Origin of the sequence: Kribbella sp. NPDC003505 (genome assembly GCF_040610875.1) — a bacterium.
Taxonomy (GTDB): domain Bacteria; phylum Actinomycetota; class Actinomycetes; order Propionibacteriales; family Kribbellaceae; genus Kribbella.
Genome location: NZ_JBEXNA010000018.1, coordinates 1 through 22,771, shown reverse-complemented (window position 1 = coordinate 22,771; position 22,771 = coordinate 1). Strand labels below are relative to the sequence as shown.

Below are 22,771 nucleotides of genomic sequence, written 5' to 3'. Positions count from 1 at the left end.
GAGGACAACGGGAGGCGCGGGCGATGAGCGGGATGAAACGAACCACCGAGAAGAACCTGATGGTTTTCTCCGGCCGGGCGCATCCCGGTCTCGCCGAGGAGGTGGCCACCGAGCTCGGGTCCGGTCTGGTGCCGACCCAGGCGTACGACTTCGCCAACGGCGAGATCTACGTCCGGTTCGAGGAGTCGGTCCGGGGCAGTGACGCGTTCGTGATCCAGAGCCACACCTCGCCGATCAACGAGTGGATCATGGAGCAGCTGATCATGGTCGACGCGCTGAAGCGGGCGTCGGCCAAGCGGATCACCGTGGTGCTCCCGTTCTACGGGTACGCCCGGCAGGACAAGAAGCACCGCGGCCGGGAACCGATCTCGGCCCGGCTGATGGCCGACCTGTTCAAGACCGCGGGCGCGAACCGGCTGATCTGCGTGGACCTGCACACCTCGCAGATCCAGGGCTTCTTCGACGGCCCGGTGGACCACCTGATGGCGCTGCCGATCCTCAGCTCGTACGTCGCGGACAAGTACGGCGACCAGCAACTGGCCGTGGTGTCGCCGGACGCCGGCCGGATCAAGGTCGCCGAGCAGTGGTCGGCGCGGCTGAACAACGCGCCGCTGGCGTTCATCCACAAGACCCGCGACATCGAGCGTCCGAACGAGACCGTCGCGAACCGGGTCGTCGGTGAGGTCAAGGGCCGGGTCTGCATCCTGGTCGACGACATGATCGACACCGCCGGCACGATCACCAAGGCGGCCGACGCGCTGTACGCCGAGGGCGCCGCCGGCGTGGTGATCGCGGCCACGCACGCGATCCTGTCCGGCCCGGCGGTGGACCGGCTGAAGAACTGCCAGGCCAGCGAGGTGATCGTCACCAACACGCTTCCGATCGCCGAGGAGCGCCGCTTCGACAAGCTCACCGAGCTGTCGATCGCGCCGCTGATCAGCCGGGCCATCCGCGAGGTCTTCGAGGACGGCTCGGTCACCAGCCTGTTCGACGGCCGCGCCTGACCGCGACCTCCCGACGCGGCGGCGTCCAGCCGTGCCGCCGCGTCCCAGCAGTGCCGGCGCCGGTCAGGCGGTGATCCGGCGTCCGCTCAGCTTTCCGGTGCCGGAGTCCACAACCTGGCTGAGGCTGCCCGGTGCGAACACGGTGAAGCGGTACTTCGCCGTGATCGTGCCGTGGGACACCGAGCCCCAGGCCTGCACGCGGATCGTCGGCCCGACCGATTCCGGCCCCTGTTCACCGGCGATCCCGGTCCACATCGTCAGCCGGAACGACTTCCCGTGCGATGCCCAGGTCCCGGTGAAAGGCGGCCCCGCCGGGCTGATGTCGTGCGACACGATCACCCCGCCGCCAGCGAAACTCAGTACCAGACGGACCTTGTCGGCCGATCCGTCGTCCTGCCGCGTGCAGATCCAGCTTCCCAGCAACCCTCCGCCGCTGTCGGCCATCGCCGGTGTGGTCGCCGCCAGACCGGCGACGGCGACACCTCCTGCTGCCATCCCCGCACCCCTCAGCGCCTGCCGGCGCCCGATCGCGTTCTCGCTCATGAAACCCTCCCCCTGAGAACCGCTGTTCCTGTCCACGCTGCACCCGGGCACGGCGATGTGACAACGGTTCGCCGGGGACGGTGACTGACATAGGTTGGGCGGTAACTGACCGGATCGAGGATCGGACGCCGCATGCGGATCACCGTGTTCCACCCGGGAGCCATGGGCTCGAAACTCGCTGCGCAGCTGGTTGTCGCCGGTCACGAGGTGCACTGGGTGCCGGACGGCCGCAGTGCCGCCAGCAAGGCGCGGGCCGACGAGGCCGGTCTGATCGGTACGCCGTTCGCCGAGGCGGTCGGGGCCGCGGAGGCGATCCTCTGCTCCTGCGCGCCGCAGGGCGCCGTCGACATCGCCCGGCAGGTCGGCGGTGCGGGCTTCAGCGGTCTGTACGTCGAGGCGAACCCGCTGTCCCCGGCGTCGCTGGAGGAGGCGCGCTCCGCCGTACCCGAGGCGAGGTTCGTCGACGCTGGCGTGGTCGGGCCGCCGCCCACGGGCGGGGCGAGTCCGACGCATCTGATGTTGTCCGGGGCGGAGGCCGAGACCGCGGCGGGGTTGTGGGCCGGTACGGCGGTCACGCCGATGGTGGTCGGCGCCGAACCGGGCGCGGCGAGCGCGGCCAAGTCGTCGTACGCGCTCTACAACAAGGGCAAGGCAGCGCTGGCGGTGCTCGCGTTCCAGTTGGCGGACAAGCACGGCGTGACCGACGCGCTGATCGCGCAGCACACCCGGGCGGACGCCGGGTCCTTGAAGGATCCGGGACTGCCCGAGCAGCTCCGCAGCGTTGCGTGGCGCTGGGGCCCCGAGTTCGACGAACTCGCCGAGACCCTGGACGCCGCCGGCCTCGAAGGCGACGCGGCCCGAGCCCTCCGCCAGGTCTGGACCAAGCTCACTTAGGGCATGACCTTGAGCCCCCACCAACCAGTTCGCGGCGTCCGAAATGGTTGATGGGTGCTCAAAGCGGGATTGCACTCCCAGGTCGACCTACACGAGGGCCGCTCAGTAGGTCGGCTGACCGTAGTCGCGCAGGACGAACGGCGGGATGAGGTCGATCAGGCGGGTCATCGCGTCGAGGCGGGCGAAGACGTCCGGTACGGCGAAACCGCCGGCGCTCCAGGAGACGAACGCGTTGCCGGCGATCTGCCATTCGAGGCCGGGATTGACCAGCACGCACTCCATCATCCGGGGATGCATCAGGGCTGAGCCGTACCGGTCGTCGTCGCATTCCACCCGGAACCGGTCGTTGAACTGCTCGTTCTCCAACTCGAGATCGCGCCCGCGGAACATCCGCCGCAGCCCTGATTCGTGCATGACCGTGAGCGGTGGCAGCCCCACGGGCAGCGTCAGGGCGACCAGGTTCACGGTGTGCGTCTGCTGCGTTTTCCCATTGCTGGTGACATAGGTGTAATCCAGCACGCACATGCCGCGGCCGAGGTACTCGCCGGCGTATGCCTCACCCGGCTGACCCTCGCGGAACAGGTTCGCCGCGATCTGCAGCAGCCACGGGCTGGGCGGAACCGGATACCACCCGACGGACGCCACCTCCGCGGCTCGCTGCAACCGCCGGGCCCGCCGCCGGCGCTGGGTCCACACGACCAGGCCGAGCACGCCGGCAAGGAACAGCAGCGGGAGCAGCAGACTCAGGACGGCGAACGGCGCGATCACCTCGGCAACGTACCGAAGATCGGGTGCGGCAACGGGTCACCGGGAACCTCGCCGTCGCCGGAGCAAAGTGCCCTTGCAGGACCGATTTCCCGTCTGGGCAGGCTCGTGGGTAGACTGTTTTGGTTGCCTCGGCGAGGGACGCCCCCCGAGAACTGTTGGGCGTGGCTCCGTGATCGACGCGGTGGTTCGTTGCCTGACACCTTCTCGGGGTCAGCAGGCGCCCGCTGAGGCCGCAGCCGAGTTTCATCCAGTCAACAGATCACCGCAACGCTTTTGAGGAGTGTCATCTCGTGGCCGAGGTCAAGATCCAAGCCGAAGCGCGCAACGAGTTCGGCAAGGGTGCTGCCCGCCGAATCCGCCGGGACAACAAGGTCCCTGCCGTCCTGTACGGCCACGGCACCGACCCGGTGCACATCACGCTGCCTGGTCACGACACCATGCTGGCCCTGAAGACCGCCAACGCCCTGCTGATGATCGAGGTCGAGGGCGGCGAGTCGCACCTGGCGCTGCCGAAGCAGGTCCAGCGCGACCCGCTGAAGGGCTTCATCGAGCACGTCGACCTGGTGATCGTCCGCCGCGGCGAGAAGGTCCAGGTCGAGGTCGCGGTGCACCTCGAGGGTGAGGCCGCGTCCGATGCGCTGGTCGTCACCGAGCACGCCACGGTCCTGGTCGAGGCCGAGGCGACGCACATCCCGGAGAGCATCGTGGTCTCCATCGAGGGCCTGGAGATCGGCGCCCAGATCCACGCGTCCGACCTGACCCTGCCGTCCGGTTCCACGCTGGCGATCGAGCCCGACACGCTGATCGTCAACGTCACCGCGCAGCCGACCGCCGAGCAGGTCGAGGGCGAGCTGGCCGAGGCCGAGGCCGAGGCGGGCATCGAGCGCGACGAGCCGACCGCGGCCGAGGAGCCGGTGGCCGCCGCGGCCGAGTAACCTCTGCCGCAGCACCAGACATCTTCGGGAGGGCCGGGATCCGTGGCGGACGACGTGTGGTTGGTCGTCGGACTGGGGAATCCCGGCCCTTCGTATGCCCGGACCCGGCACAACATCGGGCACCTGGTCGCCGACGAGCTGGCCGCCCGGTCGGGTGCGAAGTGGAAGCAGAGCAAGCAGGTCAAGGCCGAGGTGATCGAGACCCGGATCAGCGGCCTGCGGGCGGTGCTGGCCAAGCCCCGTTCGTACATGAACGAGTCCGGCGGCCCGGTCTCCGGGCTGCTGAAGTTCTTCAAGCTGGATCCGGCCAACCTGCTCGTCGTGCACGACGAGCTGGACATCGACTTCGGTGTCCTGCGGTGCAAGTTCGGCGGCGGGGACAACGGCCACAACGGGCTGAAATCGCTGCGGAAGTCGCTTGGCACCGGTGAGTACTATCGAGTCCGGTTCGGTGTGGGTCGTCCGCCGGGCCGGCAGGCGCCCGCCGACTTCGTCCTCAACGAGTTCTCCGCGGCCGAACGCAAGGACCTTCCGTTCGCCGTCGACCGGACCGCGGACGCGGTCGAGTCGCTGCTCACCGACGGCCTCGAGTCCACCCAAGGGAAGTACAACTCGTGAAGCTCAGCGGTCTGGTCGACACCCTGATCACCGATCCGGTGGTGTCCGAGGCCGTCCGTGACGCCCGCAACGACGGGGTCACGACGCTCGACCTGAGCGCGCCGACGCCGGTGCGCCCGGTCCTGCTCGCCGCGATCGCCGCGGCGCAGAACGGCGCCGGCCGGCCGGTGCTGGCCGTCACCGCCACCTTCCGCGAGGCCGAGGAGCTCACCGAGGCTCTGCAGTGCCTCGTCGAGGAGCCCGGCACCGTCGCGTACTACCCGGCCTGGGAGACCCTCCCGCACGAGCGCCTCAGCCCGCGGTCCGACACCGTCGGCCGGCGGCTGGCCGTGCTGCGCCGGCTCGTGCACCCGGATCCTTCCGACGAGACGACCGGCCCGATCAAGATCCTGGTCGCGCCGGTGCGATCCGTCCTGCAGCCGCAGGTCGCCGGCCTCGCGGACCTGAAGCCGGTCCAGCTGCACGTCGGCGACACGGTCGAGCTCGAGGACGTCGTCGAGCGGCTCGCCGGTGCGGCGTACCACCGGGTCGACCTGGTCGAGCGGCGCGGCGAGTTCGCGGTCCGCGGCGGCATCATCGACGTCTTCCCGCCGACCGAGGAGCACCCGCTGCGGGTGGACTTCTTCGGCGACGACGTCGAGGAGATCCGGTACTTCGCGGTCGCCGACCAGCGCTCGCTCGAGATTGCCGAGCACGGCCTGTGGGCGCCGCCGTGCCGCGAGCTGCTGCTCACCGACGAGGTCCGCGCCCGGGCCGCCGTCCTGGCGAAGGAACACCCCGAGCTGGCCGAGCTGTTCGAGAAGCTCGCCGAAGGGCACGCGGTCGAGGGCATGGAGTCGCTGGCTCCGGTGCTCGTCGACGACATGGAGCTGCTCGTCGACCTGATGCCCGCCGGGACGCACGTGGTCGTCAGCGACCCGGAGCGGGTCCGGGCGCGGGCCCACGACCTGGTCGCGACCAGCCAGGAGTTCCTGGAGGCGTCGTGGGCCGCGGCCGCTGGTGGCGGCGAGGCCCCGATCGACCTGGGCGCGGCGGCGTACATGTCGCTCGGCGACGTCCGGTCGCAGGCGCTCGGCAGGGGCCTGGCGTGGTGGAGCCTGTCGCCGTTCGCGGCCGCGCCGACCGACCAGCCCGAGCTGCGGGACTCGATGGGCGAGCGGGTCGCGTTCGACATCGACACCGAGGCCGGTGCGGTCACCAGCCGGATCCTGGCTGCCCACGAGGTCGACCCGTACCGCGGTGAGACCGCCGCGGCGACCGAGGACATCCGCGGCTGGCTGCGGGACGGCTGGCGGGTCGTCTGCGTCACCGAAGGTCACGGTCCCGCGCAGCGACTCGCAGAGCTGTTCTCCGAGGCCGAGCTGCCGGCTCGGGTGGTCGAAGGGATCGAGGAGATCCCCGAGCCCGGGGTCGTGCTGATCTCGCAGGGCCAGCTCGAGCAGGGTTTCGTTGCTGACGGCATCAAGTTCGCGGTGCTCACCGAGAACGACCTGTCCGGCCAGCGCTCGGCGGCCGAACGCCGTTCCCAGCAACGGATGCCGTCGCGTCGCAAGAAGACGATCGACCCGCTGGAGCTGCAGCCCGGCGACCACGTCGTGCACGAGCAGCACGGCGTCGGCCGGTACGTCGAGATGATGCAGCGGACCGTCGGCACCGGATCCCAGAAGGCCACCCGCGAGTACGTCGTGATCGAGTTCGCGCCGAGCAAGCGCGGCCAGCCCGGCGACCGGCTGTACGTGCCGACCGACCAGCTCGACCAGGTCACCAGGTACGTCGGCGGCGAACAGCCGTCCCTGGACAAGATGGGCGGCGGCGACTGGGCCAAGCGCAAGGGCCGCGCCCGGAAGGCGGTCCGGCAGATCGCCGGCGAGCTGATCAAGCTGTACGCCGCGCGCCAGGCGACCAAGGGGCACGCGTTCGCCAAGGACACCCCGTGGCAGCGCGAGCTCGAGGACGCGTTCCCGTTCGTGGAGACCCCCGACCAGCTCGCCACCATCGACGACGTGAAGCACGACATGGAGCGCATCACGCCGATGGACCGGATCGTCTGCGGCGACGTCGGCTACGGCAAGACCGAGATCGCCGTGCGGGCCGCGTTCAAGGCGGTGCAGGACGGCAAGCAGGTCGCCGTACTCGTGCCGACGACGCTGCTCGTGCAGCAGCACTACGCGACCTTCGCCGAGCGGTACGCCGCGTTCCCGGTGAATGTGGCGCCGCTGTCGCGGTTCCAGACCGACAAGGAGTCGAAGGCCACCATGGACGGCCTCGCCGACGGGTCGATCGACGTCGTGATCGGTACCCACCGGCTGCTGTCGGGTGAGGTGCAGTTCAAGGACCTCGGCCTGGTCATCGTCGACGAGGAGCAGCGGTTCGGCGTCGAGCACAAGGAGCAGCTGAAGCGGCTGCGGACCGCGGTCGACGTCCTGACGATGTCCGCGACGCCGATCCCGCGGACGCTGGAGATGTCGATCACCGGGATCCGCGAGATGTCCACGATCGCCACCCCGCCCGAGGAGCGGCACCCGGTGCTGACCTTCGTCGGCGCGTACGACGAGCATCAGGTGACCGCCGCGATCCGGCGCGAGCTGCTCCGCGAGGGCCAGGTCTTCGTCGTCCACAACCGGGTGAACACGATCGAGAAGGCCGCCGCCCGGATCCGCCAGCTGGTGCCGGAGGCCCGGGTCAGCGTCGCGCACGGCCAGATGAACGAGCACACCCTCGAGCAGGTCATCCAGGACTTCTGGGAGAAGCGCTCGGACGTGATCGTGTGTACGACGATCGTCGAGTCCGGGATCGACATCTCGAACGCGAACACGATGATCGTCGAGCGCTCCGACCTGCTCGGCCTGTCCCAGCTGCACCAGCTCCGCGGCCGGGTCGGCCGCGGCCGCGAGCGGGCGTACGCGTACTTCTTCTTCCCGCCGGAGAAGCCGCTCACCGAGACCGCGCACGACCGGCTGGCGACGATCGCGCAGCACGCGGACCTCGGTGGCGGGATGGCGGTCGCGATGAAGGACCTGGAGATCCGCGGTGCCGGCAACCTGCTCGGCGGCGAGCAGTCAGGGCACATCGCGGACGTCGGCTTCGACCTGTACGTCCGGCTGGTCGGCGAGGCGGTCGCGGAGTACCGCGGCGACACCCAGGCCGAGGAGCCCGAGGTCAAGATCGAGCTGCCGATCGACGCGCACCTGCCGCACGACTACATCCCGTCGCAGCGGCTGCGGCTGGAGATGTACCAGCGGCTGGCGGCGGTCCGCGACGACGAGGGCATCGCCGAGCTGGTCGAGGAGTTGCACGACCGGTACGGCGACATCCCGCAGGCGGTGCTGAACCTGATCGAGGTGGCGAAGTTCCGCAACCACGCCCGCCGGGCGGGGCTGCACGACGTCACGCTGCAGGGCAACCTGATCCGGTTCGGGCCGGTCGAGCTGCCCGACTCCAAGGTGCTGCGGCTGAACAGGCTGTACCCGAAGAGTCTGGTGAAGCCGCAACTGCATACCATTCTGGTGCCGAGACCTGCGACCAGGCAGATCGGCGGGCAGCCGCTCCGCGACCAGGATCTGCTGCAATGGTGCACCCGGTTGATCGACGACGTGATCGGCGAACCTATTGTGGTGCCGGCGTGAAACTGACAAACACTGGCGAGGAGATTCGGTGAGCACACGGCTTCGGGCTCTCGGTGCGGTGGCGGCGATCGTGCTGCTGACCGGTGGTTGTGCGGCGGGCACCCACCCGGGCGCGGCCGCCGTGGTCGGCGGGACGGAGATCAGCAGCAGCCACGTCGACGACACCGCCCGCGCGTTCTCGGCGGCGGTCGGCGAGAGCGTGCCGGTCCCGGCGATCGTCAACCAGATGGTCAGCGACGCGCTGACCGCGCAGGTCGGGCAGCAGAAGTCGATCTCGGTCAGCGACGCCGAGGTCGCGGCCGCGATCCCGCTGATGTTCAACGACCAGGTCACCAAGAAGCTCCAGGCCGACCCGCTGAGCAGCGCGTTCCTGAAGGAGATCGCCGCCGGTGCGGTCACCTCGGCGAAGCTCGCCGGCGGCAACGGCCGGCTGGACACCGCCGACGCGCAGCAGCAGTTGCAGGCGGGGTCGGAAGCGGTCAAGGAGGCGTCGAAGGACATCAAGGTCACGGTGTCCCCGCGCTACGGCCAGTGGACCAACGGCAAGCTCGACACCACGATCTCCGGGTCGCTGTCGCAGGAGTCCGACCAGACCGCCGCGAAGCGCAAGGCCGCCGAGGCCGCCCAGCAGCAGGGCCAGGGCTGACGACGCCGCATGCCTGACGAGTCCGCGGGCGGGATCAAGGTCGTCCTCACGAGCCCTCGTGTCGCCCCCGGGCTGCTCACCCGCGCCACCTGGCAGGCCCTCGAGGCCGCCGACGAGATCGGCGCGGCCGGCGGCCCCGACCGGCCCGACGTCCAGGCGGTGATCGGTTCCGGCCTCGTCGTCACCCAGGTCGAGGCCGGCGTCTCCGCGGCGTGGACGTGGCTGTCGTCAGCGGCCGCGGACGGGCGCCAGGTCGTCTGGCTGACCGCTGACGACGGCGAGCCGGGACTGCTCCGCGTCGTGTCCGACGAGCTCGTCCGCGAACCGTCGTACGCGGTGGAGATCCTGCACGGCTCGTACGACGTCCCGGGTTCGCGTCTGATCGACCTGGTCCGGGTGATGGACCGGCTGCGGCGCAACTGCCCGTGGGACCAGGAGCAGACGCACGAGAGCCTGGCGAAGTACTTGCTCGAGGAGACGTACGAGACCCTCGAGGCGATCGACACCGGCGACCTCTCGCATCTGCAGGAGGAACTGGGCGATCTGCTGCTGCAGGTCGTGTTCCACTCCCGGGTCGCGGAGGACTCCGCCGACGAGGGGTTCTCGATCGACGACGTCGCCGGCGGAATCGTCGAGAAGCTGATCCGCCGCCACCCGCACGTCTTCGGCACGGTCGACGCCGCCGACGCGGCCGCCGTCGAGGCGAACTGGGAATCCATCAAGGCCGCCGAGAAGCAGCGCTCCTCGGTCCTCGAGGGCATCCCGCTGGCGCTCCCCGCCCTCGCGCTCGCCGACAAGGTCCTGGGCCGCGCCGCGAAGGTCCTCCCGGCCGAGTTCGCCACGCCCGGCGACTCGGACGCCGACCGCATCGGCCACCAACTGCTGGCCGTCGTTCGCGAGGCTCGCAGGCTCGGCATCGACGCCGAGCAGTCCCTCCGCGTCGCCGTACAAGAGCTGGCCACCGAGATCCGCGCCGCCGAGTCCTCCTGACCTACTGCGGCCCGTTCGCCGGGCCCTCGTCGTCCGGAAATCGGATGTACGGCGCCGGGCCCGGCTGGCAGGGTTGCGCGGGTGGATGTTGCCGCGGTACTGCGGGAGTACTGGGACCTGAAGCCGGTGCGGGTCGAGGTGCTGACGGGCGGGATGAACTCCGCTGTCTGGCTGGCGTGCGCGGACGAGTGGCGGGTGGTACTGAAGGCTGTGGAGGCCGGCGACTCGGCGTTCGAGCCGGGGCTGCAGCTGGCGGCGCGGCTCGACGATGCCGGGATCCGGACCGGGCGTCCGCGGGCCGGCAAGCACGGCCGGTACGTCGAGTGCGTCGACGGCCGGCAGGTCGCGGTTCTGGAGTACGTCGACGGGGTGCCGCTGACCATGGCCGATCACGCGGCCATCGGGGACCTGCTCGGGCGTGTGCACTCGGCCGCTGCCGTCGATCGTGGCGAACTCGCCGACTGGCTGCGGTTCCTCCTGCCGTTCGACGAGTGTCTGGACCTCGAGCCCTGGATCCGTCCAGCGGTGGAGGGGGCGATTGCCGACGCTGTCGCGCTCGGCCCGCTGTCCTGGTCCTGGCTGCACGGCGACCCGGCGGCCGAGGCGTTCGTGCGGCAGCCGGACGGGCAGGTCGCGCTGATCGACTGGGGGAGCGCGATGCGGGGCCCGATCCTGTACGACGTCGCGTCGGCCCGCATGTACAACGGTGAGCCTGTCGTACCGGCGTACCTCCGCCTGCGCCCCGACCTGACCGACGAGGTCGAGCGCGGCCTGAACACCTTCCTGCGCGTCCGCTACGCGGTCCAGGCCGGCTACTTCGCGTGGCGGATCACCAACAACCTCCTGACCGGTATTTCCGGCCCCGAAGACAATCACAAGGGTCTGGCCGACGCCCGCCGCTCCTTCGGCCACTAGTACTTTTCTGTCATGAGCCGCGACAGCAGAGCGATCTCCCGCCTGCTCCGTCACACCGCGGGTGAACACGACCTCACGATGAGTGCGGACGGGTGGGCCGCGATTCCCGACGTACTGCGGGTTCTCGGGCTCACCCGCGAGCGGCTGGACGTCGCGGTGCGGGAGAACGACAAGCAGCGGCTGCAGGTCGACGGGGAGCGGATCCGGGCGTGCCAGGGGCATTCGCTGGCCGGGATGCCGGTGACACGTGAAGCGTTGGAGAACAGTTGGGAACGGGTTTACCCGGCAGATCTGCTGTGGCACGGCACGAATCGGGCCGTCCTCGCGGCGATCCAGCGTGAGGGATTGCGGGCGGGACGGCGTACACACGTCCACCTGGCGCCCTCGAAGGACAGCCACGTCGGGCGGCGGACAAGAGTAGAAGTCTTGCTGGGCGTGGATTGCGGTGATCTCGCCGTCTATCGGGCTCCCAACGGAGTGTTACTGACGCGCGAGGTACCTCCTGATGCGATTGTTAGGGTCGACGCGGTCCACTGAGCCTGCTGGTCTGGGGACTAGGCTCAGCAGCGATTCGTCATCGAGAACTTGGGAGTCAATGTGGCCACCATCGAGGCCGTCGGCGCGCGCGAGATCCTCGACTCGCGCGGCAACCCCACTGTCGAGGTCGAGGTTCTGCTCGACGACGACACCATTGCCCGCGCGGCCGTCCCGTCGGGCGCGTCCACCGGCCAGTTCGAGGCCGTCGAGCTGCGTGACGGCGACAAGGACCGCTACGGCGGCAAGGGCGTGCAGAAGGCCGTCACCGCGATCCTCGAGGACATCGACAAGGAGATCGTCGGGTACGACGTCCACGAGCAGCGCCTGATCGACCACGCGCTCCTCGACCTGGACGGTACCCCGAACAAGGCCAAGCTGGGCGCGAACGCCATCCTCGGCGTCAGCCTGGCGGTCGCGAAGGCCGCGGCGGACAGCTCCGGCCTGCCGCTGTTCCGCTACGTCGGCGGCCCGAACGCGCACGTCCTGCCGGTGCCGATGATGAACATCCTCAACGGCGGCGCGCACGCGGACAGCAACGTCGACGTCCAGGAGTTCATGATCGCCCCGATCGGCGCCGCGACGTACGGCGAGGCGCTGATGCAGGGTGCGGGCGTCTACCACGCGCTGAAGGCGGTGCTGAAGGAGCGCGGCCTGTCCACCGGCCTCGGCGACGAGGGCGGCTTCGCGCCGAACCTGGACAGCAACCGGGCCGCCCTGGACCTGATCGCGGTCGCGGTCGAGAAGGCCGGCCTGCAGCTCGGCAAGGACATCGCGCTGGCGATGGACGTGGCCGCGAGCGAGTTCTTCACCGACGGCGTGTACGCGTTCGAGGGCGGCAAGAAGTCCGCCGACGAGATGATCGCCTACTACGCCGACCTGGTCGCGTCGTACCCGATCGTCTCGATCGAGGACCCGCTGAACGAGGAGGACTGGGACGGCTGGAAGGCCATCACCGGTGAGCTCGGCAGCAAGATCCAGCTGGTCGGCGACGACCTGTTCGTCACCAACGTCGAGCGCCTGCAGCGCGGCATCACCGAGAAGTCGGCGAACAGCCTGCTGGTCAAGGTGAACCAGATCGGCTCGCTGACCGAGACCCTGGACGCGGTCGACCTGGCCCACCGCAACGGCTTCACCTGCATGATGAGCCACCGTTCCGGCGAGACCGAGGACACCACGATCGCCGACCTCGCGGTCGCGACGAACTGCGGCCAGATCAAGTCCGGCGCCCCGGCCCGGTCCGACCGCACCGCCAAGTACAACCAGCTGCTCCGGATCGAGGAGGAGCTCGACGACGCGGCGACGTACGCCGGTCGCTCGGCCTTCCCGCGCTTCCAGGGCTGATACTGCGTCTGATTTCTGCGGAGGTTCAGCTATGTCGTCCCGTCGGGATTCCGGTGCACGACCCGGCTCGCGTCCGTCGAGCCGGACCCAGTCGCGCCCACCGGCCCGGCGGGGCGACCAGCCCAAACGCCGTACGGCGGGGACCGCGGCCGAGCCGGCCAGGACCCGCGGGTCGCGCAACCTGACCGGGCGCGCGGCCGTCGTACTGCTGGTGCTGGGCGCGTTGATCGTGTCGTACGCGCAGAGCCTGCGGGTCTGGTTCGACCAGCACCAGCAGGTCAGCGCGCTGCAGCAGGAGATCCGCGACCGGGAGAAGCGGGTCGCCGAGCTGAACGACGAGATCGCCCGCTGGGGCGACGACGCCTATGTGAAGGCGCAGGCCCGGCAACGACTCGGATGGGTGATGCCCGGCGAGGTCGGGTACCGCGTGATCGGCGCGGACGGCAAGCCGGTCGGTGCCCCGCCGGAGCCGTCCGCGCCCTCGGACGGTACGACGGACGCGCAGAAGCCGACCTGGTACACCAAGCTGTGGGGGAGCGTCGAGGGCGCGGGCACGCCGCCGGCGCCGGCCACTCCGGCTCCCGCCAAGCCGACGCCGTCGACGATCCTCACACCGACCCCCGAGGCGACCCGGTGAGCATGTCGGACGAGGAAGCGGTCAGCAAGCAGCTCGGCCGCACGGCCCGCGGGATCCGGTCGATCGCCCATCGCTGCAGTTGCGGCCTGCCCGACGTGGTCGAGACCGAGCCGCGGCTCCCGGACGGTACGCCGTTCCCCACCACGTACTACGTGACGTGCCCGCGGCTCGCGTCCGCGATCGGCACGCTCGAGTCCTCCGGCCTGATGAAGGAGATGACCGACCGGCTGGAGTCCGACGAGGAGCTGGCCGCCCGGTACCGCGCGGCTCACGAGTCGTACCTCGCGCACCGCGAGTCGATCGAACACGTCGAGGAGATCGCCGGGATCACCGCCGGCGGCATGCCGAACCGCGTCAAGTGCCTGCACGTCCTGGTCGGCCACTCCCTGGCGGCAGGCCCGGGCGTCAACCCGCTGGGCGACGAGGCCCTCGAAGCCCTGGAGGACTGGGGCCGCCGGGGCCCCTGTGTCTGACGGCGGTGTGCGGGTTGCGGCGGTGGACTGCGGGACCAATTCGATCCGGTTGCTGATCGCCGACCTCGTCGACGGTCAACTGGTCGAGGTCGACCGCCGGATGGCGATCGTCCGGCTCGGTCAGGGCGTGGACGCGACGGGCGCGTTCGCGCCGGAGGCGCTGGCCCGGGTCTTCCGGGCCGCCGAAGACTTCGCAGCTGTCATCCAGTCCCAGGCCGTCAGCAGGCTCCGCTTCGTGGCGACTTCCGCGGCCCGTGACGTCAGCAACCGGGACACGTTCGCAGCCGGCATCGAGGAGCGCCTCGGCGTACGACCCGAGATCATCACCGGCACCGAAGAAGCCGAATTGAGCTTCCGCGGGGCCACCACGTCGCTCGACCTGCCCGCGCCGTACCTGGTGGCCGACATCGGCGGCGGCTCCACAGAGCTCGTCCTCGGCGACGCGACCGGCGTCATCGCCGCCGAGTCCCTCGACATCGGCTCCGTCCGCCTCACCGAACGCCACGTCACCACCGACCCGACCTCCGCGCCCGAGCTGGCCGCGATCACCCAGGACATCGACGCCCTGCTCGCCGGCACCAAGGTCCCACTGGCCGACGCGCGGGCCCTGATCGCCGTCGCGGGTACGGCGACCACTGTCGCTGCGGTCGCCCTGAACCTTCCGGAGTACGACCGCGACGCCGTCCACCGCGCCCGCCTCAGCGCGACTCAGCTCCGCGACACCGCCACGTGGCTGACCACCTCGACCCGAGCGGCCCGGGCGGCCGTCCATTCGATCCATCCCGGCCGGGTCGACGTCATCGGCGCCGGCGCCCTCATCCTGCAACGCCTCGTCGACCGCCTCCCCGTCGACACCCTCACCGTCTCCGAACACGACATCCTCGACGGCGTAGCCCTCTCGCTCGCCTGATCCAGCCCTCAGATGTGCAACAAAATTGTGCTACTTTGAGTGCATGGCGATGGTTAACGAGCATGCCGTTGGCCTGCGCGAGTTGCGGCACCACACCAGTGAGGTGCTGGCTCGTGTCCGGCACGGCGAGACGGTTGATGTGACCGAGTACGGGCGCCTGGTGGCGCGGATCGTGCCAGTGGAGGAGCGTGATGCGACTCCGGTGCTGGATCGACTCACTGCGGAGGGGCGGGTCCGTCAGGCGGTGCGGCCCGGGTACCGGCCGCGCATGCGGGCAGCCGACGGCACCGACCGGCTGAGCGATTCCCTCGCCGCGCTGCGCGACGAGGAGCGTTGGTGACGCTCTATTACGTCGATACCTCCGCCGCCCTGAAGTTGCTGGTGGAGGAAACGCACTCGAAGGCGTTTGCGGCCTTCTACGACGAGGCCACGAGTGCGACGTGGGTCAGTTCGGCGTTGCTGCGGATCGAAGTGATGCGCGCGGTCGCGCGGGTCTTTCCGGCCCTGTTGCCGGATGCGCGGGACCTGCTGCTCGCGTTCGACTTCATCAGCATCGACGACGACATCGTGGATGCCGCGATGAACGAGCCGGATCGCATGCTGCGGTCGCTCGATGCGATACACCTTGCGACCGCCCGGGTGTTGGGGCAGGACCTCACGGGCTTGGTGACGTACGACGATCGGCTTGCCGGGGCTGCCAGCGACGCCGGATTCGCGGTCGTCAGCCCGCGCGCCTGATCGGTTAGCGGGCGCGGACGCCGTCCAGGGCGATGGTGAGGACGCGGTCGCGCTGCGCCTGGTCGACGAAGCCGGCGGCGGTCAGGCCGCTGACCATGCGGAGCAGGTCGTCGAACGACACGTCGTTACGCGCCTCGCCCGCCTCCTGGGCGCGCTCGAACAGCGGTGCGCCCGCCGCGTACATCGCCTCGCGGGCCGCCTTGAAGCTGTCGGCCTCCCGGTTCAGCGACTCCCAGATCGCGCGTTTCGTCGCGGCGTACCCGACGAAGCGGTGCAGCCAGGTGGTGAGCGCCTCCCACGGCGGGAGGTCGGCCGCCTGCTCCGCCGCGAGGCACAGCTCCTCGATCTCGCCGAAGTAGACCGCGTTCAGCAGGTCCTGACGGGCCGGGAAGTTCCGGTAGAGGGTGCCGATCCCGACGCCGGCCTGCCGGGCGATGTCCTCGAGCGACGCCCCGACGCCCTTGCTCGCGAACGCGTCCCGGGCGGCGGCCAGCAGTGCGTCGAAGTTGCGCCGCGCGTCCGCCCGCTGCGGCCGCCGGACGTCGACCTGCAACACAGGCCTGCTCTGCTCCATTCGATCACCTTAGCCAGTTGATAGCGGAGGCATCCCTCCGCTATAGTGGAGGCATACCTCGACTTTACCAGGCCGGGGAGATCTCGCGCCCCTCTGTGTGGCGCACACACCCCTTTCGAAGGACTTTCTGCATGCCTGTCATCAGGTCTGGAAACCCCCGCGTGACCTTGGCGGTGCTCGCCACGGTCGTCGCCTCGTTCTCGATGTTGCAGTCGCTGGTGAGCCCGGCGCTGCCCGTCATCCAGCACGACCTGCACACCACCCCCGGCACGGTCACCTGGGTCTTCACCGCGCTTCTGCTCTCGGTCTCGGTCGCAACACCGCTGCTCGGCCGGATCGGCGACATGGTCGGCAAGGAGCGCACGTTGTTCGTCGCGCTGATCGCGCTCGCGGTCGGCTGCCTGATCGCCGCGCTCGCGCCGAACGTCGGCGTACTGATCGCCGCCCGGGTCTTCCAGGGCGTCGGCGGCGCCGTCTTCCCGCTGTCGTTCGGGATCATCCGGGACGAGTTCCCGGCCGAGCGGGTGCCGTCGGTGGTCGGCGTGGTGTCCGCGATCATCGCGGCCGGCGGCGGACTGGGGATCGTGCTCGCCGGGCCGATCGTGGAGTGGCTCGGCTGGCGCTGGCTGTTCTGGATCCCGATGGCGGTCGTCGCGGTCTCGACGCTGCTGGTCCGGCGCTACGTCCCGGAGTCGCCGAACCGTGTCCCCGGCCGGATCGACTGGCTGGCCGCAGCGTTCCTGTCCGGCTGGCTGATTGCACTCCTGCTCCCGCTGAGCACGGGCCGGTCGTGGGGCTGGGGCTCGTTGCGTACGACGGGGCTCTTCGGGCTGGCCGTCGTGTTGTTCGCCGGCTGGATCATGGTCGAACTGCGCTCGCGGAACCCGCTGATCGACATGCGGATGATGCGCCGCCCGGCGGTCTGGACGACGAACCTGGTGGCGTTGCTGTTCGGGGCGGCAATGTTCGCGGTGTACGCGTTCGTGCCGCAGTTCCTGCAGATCCCCAAGGCGGCCGGGTTCGGCTTCGGCGCGAGCGTGACGCAGGCCGGGCTGCTGATGCTGCCGATGCTGGTGACGATGGCAATCACCGGGTCGGTGAGCGGTCCGCTCGCGGCGCGGTTCAGCGCCAAGGCGCAGGTGGTGTCCGGATCGGCGCTGAGCCTGGTCGCGGCGCTGATGTTCGCCGAGTTCCACGCGGCGCAGTGGCAGGTGGCGGTCTCGACGGCCCTGTTCGGTGTCGGGCTCGGCCTCGCCTACGCGGCCATGACCAGCCTGATCGTGCAGAACGTCCCCCGCGAACAGACCGGCGCGGCCACCGGCATGAACGCCAACATCCGCACCATCGGCGGCTCGATCGGCACGGCGCTGGCCAGCTCCATCATCACCGGCCACATCCAGCCCTCCGGCCTCCCCGCCGAGTCCGGCTTCACCGACACCTTCCTCCTCCTGTCGGCCTTCGCGGCCGCGGCCGTCGTACTCGCCCTGGCCATCCCGAGCCACCGCCGTACGCCGGCCGCCCCCGCTCCACAACCTGTCGAGCAGCTGGCCGCCTGACCATCCGGGTCGGGGAGGATCGGGTGCCGAATCGGGCGGAATATCCTCCCCGGCCCGGCCCTCTAGGCTGTCCGGATGAAGCTTCCGCATCCGTTGACGGGGGAGTTGTTCGACAGCCCGGTGCCGCCGGGGAGCGGGTGGCCGGAGGATCCCGCTGCGCGCCGTACTCCGGTGGCGCGGGATGCGTCGGAGGTGGTGCGGCTCGCGGCGACGGACGATTTGGCGCAGCTCGAGGCGCGGGTGTCGGTGTGCCGGGCGTGCCCACGGCTGGTCGAGTGGCGCGAAGACGTTGCGGTCGGCAAGCGGAAGTCGTTCGCGGACCAGCCGTACTGGGGGCGGCCGATCGCGGGCTGGGGCGTCGCCGACCCGCGGATCCTGATCGTCGGTCTCGCGCCGGCCGCGAACGGCGGGAACCGCACCGGCCGCGTCTTCACCGGCGACCGCTCGGGCGACTGGCTGTTCGCCAGCCTGCATCGCGTCGGCCTCGCCAACCAGCCCACGAGCGAACACGCCGGGGACGGGCTGCACCTCATCGGCACGCGCATGATCGCCGCGGTTCGCTGCGCCCCACCCGCCAACAAACCCACGCCGGTCGAGCGCGACACCTGCGCCCCGTGGTACCGGCGCGAGCTCGAGCTGGTCCTTCCAGCCACGAGGTCGATCGTCTGCCTCGGCAAGTTCGCGTACGACGCCCTGCTCGCCGCACTGGTCGCGCTCGGCGCCGACGTACCGCGGCCGCGGCCGAAGTTCGGCCACGCGGTCGAGTACCGGATTTCAACCCCACAAGGCGAAGTCAGCGTCCTCGGATGCTTCCACCCCAGCCAGCAGAACACCTTCACCGGCAAGCTCACCGAAGAGATGCTCGACGCTGTCCTACTCCGCGCGAAAGCCCTCGCCCGATAGCAGCTCGTTGCGGATGGTTGAGCCCAGATCGCCCCACGCTTTGGTGATCTTCCCGCTGTCGAGGTGGTACATCGCCAGCTCCGTGGTGGCGACCCGCCGTCCGGTCGCCGAGACGCCTTCGAACGTGCCGCGGTGGGTGCCCGAGTTGGTGAGGCGGGCCGCGAGCACGTCGGCCTCGACCACGAGCTCCTGCACCTCCCAGCGGAAATCGGGGAAGGCCTCGACCACGTCCCGCAGACCGGCGGCATAGCTCTCGAGCCCTTCGGTGACCCCGTTCACCTGCACGTTCTCCGCGACGAAAGCGCCGAGCTCGTCCCATTGCCGCTCGTTGCAGTGCTCGATATAGCGCCGGTAGAACTCCGCGTGGTCCATGAAGGTCATTGTCCTGTGCCGGCACCAGAGTTGACCTGGGTACGGGGCGTATTGGAAGCTGCCGACTATGCATGCCGCCCCACGCCGCTGCCCTTATGACGCGTGACAACCTGCCCGAGCACTCTCGGGGACGCCCGGCCGAGCACAGGCCCGCTGGTGGCGGCGTGGAGCGCGCACCGGCCGCGCCGCGGATGCCTGCCGCGCACGAGGCAGGTCCGCTGGGGTTCGTGCCCAGCCCGGACCGGTTCCACTGGTGGGCGGAGATCCACGACGACGTCAAGGCGTACGTCGAGCGCAAGGTCGGACCCTCGATCGAGTGGTGGGCCGACCTGCACGAGCGCGAGCGCGACCGCCCGTACGCCGTCGTGCTCGGGCCTCAGGGCCTGGCGGTGACCACTCCGCGCGTCAACAACCAGGGACAGCGGACGCAGAGCGTGCGGATCGACGCGTTCGTGCCGGGGAGTATCAAGCACGCCGTCGTACAGCAGCAACCGTCGAGGCCGCGCGGCGGTCTCCGTTCGCTCGTGTCCCGCGGCCGGGACGAGCCCTCGCCGCCCGCTCCGCAGCTCGAGCTCACGCAGGACATGCGGGGGACGCTCGGCAACCTGCCGCTGGAAGCGCAGCAGCGTCTGCAGACCCCGTTCCTCGGGTCGCAGGCCATCAAGCACTACCGGTATTACTACTACGGCAACGACGAAGACCTCGACCTGTGGGTCTACCTCGCGGGCGACCGGACTGTCACGTTCGCGTCCGGCCACCGCACCCTGCCCACCGGTGCCGACCCGCAGCAAGCGTCCTGGCGCCTGACCTGCTACCAGGCGGACGTCGCTCGATGAGCTCCCGCCGGGACTTCCGGGACCTCGACGGAGCCGACCCCTGGAAGCTGCTGGGCGTAGCCCGCGACGCCGGCCCCGAAGAGATCAAACGCAGCTACCGCCGCCTGTCCCGCAGCCACCACACCGACGTCGGCGGCAACGCCACCCAACAGGCCAAGCTGAACCGGGCCTACGAGATCCTCTCCGACCCAGCCCGCCGCGCCGACTACGCCCTCCTCCTCGACCCCAAACCACCAACCGCGCCGACGCAAGACGCGCGCCGCGAGCCAGACGACGACCCCTTCGAATGGTCCACCGGCGCCGGTACCACCTACCGGGATTCGTACTCCCCACCGCGCCGGAACCCCTACACGCCACCGCCGCGCCAAGACTCGTACACGGCCCCGCCGTACAACAACCCGTTCACCGCCCCGGCGTACCAGCCCCGACGCCCAGGCGTGAGCCGCCAGGCCGTCGCCGCACTCCTCACCGTCCCGTTCTGCTCCCCGGTCTCCATCTACCTGTCCATCACCGCGCTCCGCCAGATCCAATGGTCCGGCCAACGCGGCAAATCCATCGCCTGGCTGGCCCTCCTCCTCAACATCACCCTGTTCGTCTGGGTCATCATCGGCGGCATCGTCACCAAACTCTGACCACGGGTGTCCGTCGGATGCCTCTGCTTGGAGATGATGTGGTCGTGCCCGCCGCTCTTCATGAATGGGTCGAACTCTGGTTCGGCGCCAGAGCCCGACAGCCCGACAGCCCGACAGTGCCGCCCTCGTGAAGCCGCTCCTCAGGTTCAACCGTGTGCCCCCACAGCCCTGGGAAGACCGAGGTGTACAGATACTGGTTGTTGAGAACCAGGGCGTTTGGCTGTGGGGCCCGCAAACACACCGGTGAGTACGTCGAACGTGAGAACGACGACAACGCGCCCTGGCAAACCATCCTCGAGGACGACGAGTCATTCTGGCTGCACCATGCCGCCTTCGAGGCGCTGTGGTTCATGGAGGCGAGCCGCAGCGCCCTGCACCTGGATCGAGCAGCGATCACACAGATCGAGGAACAGTGCTCCCCACTACCGTGTGGTAGCGATCCACCGCCTACCGGATCGCAGCGGGTGCGGATGTTGCAGTTCGGCCACGGGTTCCCCTGAGGTGGGGCGCGCATGCGAGGTTTTGCCACGTGAACACGTCTGGCGTGCGATGGACCTGCCGGCCTCGCTGGCTCGTGAGTTCGGCGTACGGCATGCTCGCCTTGACTTCGGTCGCGGTCCTCACCGGGTGTGAGACTGTCGCACCCGCCGGGCTCGACTGGGATCAGCGTTGACGGGGAGGGTCTCCCGGTCGTCGTCTTCGCGCTCTGCAACGATCACATCGACGGGGCAACGATCTACCGCGACCGAACCGACGCCGACCCGGGCGACGACGATTCCTCGGTGTCAGTGGGGAGTGGGACGCGCTTTCGCCGGTGACTCGCGCCAGCGCGATGCACGCCAGTCTCAACACTGCGAAGCCGTCCGCGTCATGGCGTCTGGCCGGCCCGGCAGAGAAGTTGCAGCCTGGCGTTCGGTACGTCGCATTCGGCTGGACCCGTGACAACTCCTGGTACACAGGGCACGTCGAGTTCACGCTCGAACGTCTGGCCACATTGGCCCCCGGACAGGTCCTCACCCAAACGTTCGTCGAGGCCAGCCAACGGAACGAGGAGAGAGTGCAGCCGTATCCGCAGTTCGCGGCCGAGGCCTGCTCCTTAAGGGCACGGCGCAAAGACGGACGGCGGCCTCGAACTGCAACCACAAGAGCAACCAGGTCGCATGTCAGGCCTGGCGGGGCTGCAGTGTGACGGCCAGCCTCCCCGCGGTGAACTGGATCGCATCACGATGATCGGTGTTCGAGCGGCTTCCGCTGGAGCCGATTGGGACTTGCCAAAGTCGAATCGAACGATGAGTCTCCGCTCGGGAGGTCGCAGTTCGATGCTGACCAGAGTGGTGTCGTGCAGGTACACCGGCACACCGTCGGCGGTCCAGAATTCGTACAGGCCGGTGCCGCCACTCGCGACGTCATGCCGTGGAGCAGTAGTGACACCGAAGATCTCAGTCCTCGGCAGACCAGTCTGAACCTCTTCGCCAGAGGTGCGGTCCGTCTGTCCACCCCGGTCCGTCCGCCGCCTCCTGAACATGCTCGAAGTGTTGCACACGACATCCACCCCACGAGGGCTCAAGTGACGCGTACGTGTGAACCGCCCCGGCAGTGCTCCTCCTCAGCGCCTGGACGGCCTGATCTCTTCCATGCCATGGGCGGGGGCGTCTCGGTGACTCAGCCCGCGCGACGCCTGTTCCAAGTGACCCAGCACAGCCCCAGCCCGACGCTGTACGTAGTTCAGGCTGTCCTTCCAGCCACGAGCGATCTCGACGAGGCACTCGGTGTCACGGTCGCCCAACGCCCCTCGCAAGCCGTCGTGCTGAGCATCGTCGGGCAGGTGGAACTCTGCGAAGGAACGGCTCGCAGCGTTAACGGATTCGCGGGCTGCCTCGATCGTCTCCCACGCGACCAGCTGATCCTGAGTGAGACGCGCAGGACGCGACGCGGCAGCCCGATCCAACGGCCCACCCGAGGCACCGTCGAATGCCCTGCTAACCGTCTGCCAGAGGTCCTCATCAGGAACGTCGTCTCGCGCCATCTACTCCTCATCTGTGATGCGAAGTGATGTCCGCGCCGCGGTCTTCGCAGACTATGCGGCGGCCGGGTCACGGCCGTGACGCAACGAGCCCCAGACACAAGTAGGCAAGGCGATCAGCTCCCACGGCATGGACAAATTCGCCGTTTGTCCGGCCTGTCCCGCGTGAGTACCGCATGGTTGCACCTCGACTGCGGTTCGATGCTGTCGGCGGCGCTCGAAAACTGAACACTTTCGGCGGTGAAAAGTGAGCACTCGACGATGGGAGAGTGATCACTTTGGAGGACTGGGCGCTGATCA

The 22,771-nt window shown here is 69.5% G+C and carries 24 protein-coding genes; 20 read left to right on the top strand and 4 right to left on the bottom strand.

Translation table 11 applies throughout. The annotated features are described in order from the left end of the window. Nucleotides 1-23: 23 nt before the first annotated feature. Nucleotides 24-1,004, top strand: coding sequence for a ribose-phosphate diphosphokinase (locus ABZX12_RS39995; RefSeq protein WP_355700694.1), 981 nt, complete (start codon nucleotides 24-26; stop codon nucleotides 1,002-1,004). A 63-nt stretch (nucleotides 1,005-1,067) separates the two neighbouring features. Here the strand turns inward: ABZX12_RS39995 and ABZX12_RS39990 are convergent, their stop codons facing one another. Next, a complete protein-coding gene (locus ABZX12_RS39990; RefSeq protein WP_355700693.1) occupies nucleotides 1,068-1,547 on the bottom strand; it encodes a hypothetical protein in 480 nt (159 codons plus the stop codon). A 132-nt stretch (nucleotides 1,548-1,679) separates the two neighbouring features. Between ABZX12_RS39990 and ABZX12_RS39985 the strand changes: the two genes are divergently transcribed. After that, the gene (locus tag ABZX12_RS39985; protein ID WP_355700692.1) at nucleotides 1,680-2,441 is read left to right on the top strand and encodes a DUF1932 domain-containing protein; all 762 of its coding nucleotides are present in this window, start codon (nucleotides 1,680-1,682) and stop codon (nucleotides 2,439-2,441) included. A gap of 102 nt (nucleotides 2,442-2,543) precedes the next feature. Here ABZX12_RS39985 and ABZX12_RS39980 read toward each other — a convergent pair whose 3' ends face one another. Then, the gene (locus ABZX12_RS39980) at nucleotides 2,544-3,209 is read right to left on the bottom strand and encodes a DUF3137 domain-containing protein (protein ID WP_355700691.1); all 666 of its coding nucleotides are present in this window, start codon (nucleotides 3,207-3,209) and stop codon (nucleotides 2,544-2,546) included. Nucleotides 3,210-3,499: 290 nt separating this feature from the next. Between ABZX12_RS39980 and ABZX12_RS39975 the strand changes: the two genes are divergently transcribed. From ABZX12_RS39975 to ABZX12_RS39915, 13 genes are all read left to right on the top strand, one after another. Beyond that, nucleotides 3,500-4,144 (top strand): 50S ribosomal protein L25/general stress protein Ctc, encoded by a 645-nt coding sequence (locus ABZX12_RS39975; protein ID WP_355700690.1) that lies wholly within the window; start codon nucleotides 3,500-3,502, stop codon nucleotides 4,142-4,144. 42 nt (nucleotides 4,145-4,186) lie between these two features. Next, on the top strand, nucleotides 4,187-4,762 hold the full coding sequence (gene pth, locus ABZX12_RS39970) for an aminoacyl-tRNA hydrolase (RefSeq protein WP_355477158.1): 576 nt from the start codon (nucleotides 4,187-4,189) through the stop codon (nucleotides 4,760-4,762). Continuing rightward, entirely contained in the window at nucleotides 4,759-8,388 is a 3,630-nt protein-coding gene (gene mfd / locus ABZX12_RS39965) for a transcription-repair coupling factor (protein ID WP_355700689.1), read from the top strand. Before pth ends, mfd begins: the two co-directional genes overlap by 4 nt. Before the next feature lie 28 nt (nucleotides 8,389-8,416). After that, nucleotides 8,417-9,034 (top strand): hypothetical protein, encoded by a 618-nt coding sequence (locus ABZX12_RS39960; protein ID WP_355700688.1) that lies wholly within the window; start codon nucleotides 8,417-8,419, stop codon nucleotides 9,032-9,034. A 9-nt stretch (nucleotides 9,035-9,043) separates the two neighbouring features. Further along, the gene (locus ABZX12_RS39955; RefSeq protein ID WP_355700687.1) at nucleotides 9,044-10,024 is read left to right on the top strand and encodes a MazG family protein; all 981 of its coding nucleotides are present in this window, start codon (nucleotides 9,044-9,046) and stop codon (nucleotides 10,022-10,024) included. An 81-nt stretch (nucleotides 10,025-10,105) separates the two neighbouring features. Next, entirely contained in the window at nucleotides 10,106-10,939 is an 834-nt protein-coding gene (locus ABZX12_RS39950; protein ID WP_355700686.1) for a phosphotransferase, read from the top strand. Between the two features lie 12 nt (nucleotides 10,940-10,951). After that, nucleotides 10,952-11,476: an RNA 2'-phosphotransferase gene (locus ABZX12_RS39945; protein WP_355700685.1), complete on the top strand. Its 525-nt coding sequence runs from the start codon at nucleotides 10,952-10,954 to the stop codon at nucleotides 11,474-11,476. 60 nt (nucleotides 11,477-11,536) lie between these two features. Beyond that, nucleotides 11,537-12,817 carry a phosphopyruvate hydratase gene (gene eno, locus ABZX12_RS39940; protein WP_355700684.1) on the top strand — a complete coding sequence of 427 codons (1,281 nt, stop codon included), beginning with the start codon at nucleotides 11,537-11,539 and terminating at the stop codon, nucleotides 12,815-12,817. A gap of 31 nt (nucleotides 12,818-12,848) precedes the next feature. Then, on the top strand, nucleotides 12,849-13,454 hold the full coding sequence (locus ABZX12_RS39935; RefSeq protein WP_355700683.1) for a septum formation initiator family protein: 606 nt from the start codon (nucleotides 12,849-12,851) through the stop codon (nucleotides 13,452-13,454). A 2-nt stretch (nucleotides 13,455-13,456) separates the two neighbouring features. Further along, on the top strand, nucleotides 13,457-13,927 hold the full coding sequence (locus tag ABZX12_RS39930; protein WP_355700826.1) for a DUF501 domain-containing protein: 471 nt from the start codon (nucleotides 13,457-13,459) through the stop codon (nucleotides 13,925-13,927). A gap of 22 nt (nucleotides 13,928-13,949) precedes the next feature. Next, nucleotides 13,950-14,837: a Ppx/GppA phosphatase family protein gene (locus ABZX12_RS39925; RefSeq protein ID WP_355700682.1), complete on the top strand. Its 888-nt coding sequence runs from the start codon at nucleotides 13,950-13,952 to the stop codon at nucleotides 14,835-14,837. A gap of 43 nt (nucleotides 14,838-14,880) precedes the next feature. Beyond that, nucleotides 14,881-15,177: a type II toxin-antitoxin system prevent-host-death family antitoxin gene (locus ABZX12_RS39920; protein ID WP_355700681.1), complete on the top strand. Its 297-nt coding sequence runs from the start codon at nucleotides 14,881-14,883 to the stop codon at nucleotides 15,175-15,177. Continuing rightward, the gene (locus ABZX12_RS39915; RefSeq protein WP_355700680.1) at nucleotides 15,174-15,575 is read left to right on the top strand and encodes a type II toxin-antitoxin system VapC family toxin; all 402 of its coding nucleotides are present in this window, start codon (nucleotides 15,174-15,176) and stop codon (nucleotides 15,573-15,575) included. Before ABZX12_RS39920 ends, ABZX12_RS39915 begins: the two co-directional genes overlap by 4 nt. Before the next feature lie 4 nt (nucleotides 15,576-15,579). On the opposite strand, the gene ABZX12_RS39910 is transcribed toward ABZX12_RS39915, so the two are convergent. Then, the gene (locus tag ABZX12_RS39910; protein ID WP_355700679.1) at nucleotides 15,580-16,149 is read right to left on the bottom strand and encodes a helix-turn-helix domain-containing protein; all 570 of its coding nucleotides are present in this window, start codon (nucleotides 16,147-16,149) and stop codon (nucleotides 15,580-15,582) included. Nucleotides 16,150-16,280: 131 nt separating this feature from the next. Here ABZX12_RS39910 and ABZX12_RS39905 point away from each other — a divergent pair, with 131 nt between their 5' ends. Continuing rightward, nucleotides 16,281-17,705 carry an MFS transporter gene (locus tag ABZX12_RS39905; RefSeq protein WP_355700678.1) on the top strand — a complete coding sequence of 475 codons (1,425 nt, stop codon included), beginning with the start codon at nucleotides 16,281-16,283 and terminating at the stop codon, nucleotides 17,703-17,705. 75 nt (nucleotides 17,706-17,780) lie between these two features. Next, complete coding sequence (locus ABZX12_RS39900) at nucleotides 17,781-18,608, top strand: uracil-DNA glycosylase (protein ID WP_355700677.1); 828 nt, start codon at nucleotides 17,781-17,783, stop codon at nucleotides 18,606-18,608. Here ABZX12_RS39900 and ABZX12_RS39895 read toward each other — a convergent pair. After that, the gene (locus ABZX12_RS39895; RefSeq protein WP_355700676.1) at nucleotides 18,579-18,980 is read right to left on the bottom strand and encodes an ester cyclase; all 402 of its coding nucleotides are present in this window, start codon (nucleotides 18,978-18,980) and stop codon (nucleotides 18,579-18,581) included. The two genes, ABZX12_RS39900 and ABZX12_RS39895, sit on opposite strands and share 30 nt — an antisense overlap. Nucleotides 18,981-19,144: 164 nt before the next feature. Between ABZX12_RS39895 and ABZX12_RS39890 the strand changes: the two genes are divergently transcribed. The 3 genes from ABZX12_RS39890 to ABZX12_RS39880 all read left to right on the top strand — a co-directional run bounded on the left by ABZX12_RS39890 (nucleotide 19,145) and on the right by ABZX12_RS39880 (nucleotide 20,948). After that, nucleotides 19,145-19,816, top strand: a complete 672-nt coding sequence (locus tag ABZX12_RS39890; protein ID WP_355700675.1) for a hypothetical protein — start codon at nucleotides 19,145-19,147, stop codon at nucleotides 19,814-19,816. Then, complete coding sequence (locus tag ABZX12_RS39885; RefSeq protein WP_355700674.1) at nucleotides 19,813-20,448, top strand: DnaJ domain-containing protein; 636 nt, start codon at nucleotides 19,813-19,815, stop codon at nucleotides 20,446-20,448. The genes ABZX12_RS39890 and ABZX12_RS39885 overlap by 4 nt, the downstream gene beginning before the upstream one ends. A 182-nt stretch (nucleotides 20,449-20,630) precedes the next feature. Continuing rightward, a complete protein-coding gene (locus tag ABZX12_RS39880; RefSeq protein ID WP_355700673.1) occupies nucleotides 20,631-20,948 on the top strand; it encodes a hypothetical protein in 318 nt (105 codons plus the stop codon). The last annotated feature ends 1,823 nt before the right edge of the window (nucleotides 20,949-22,771 follow it).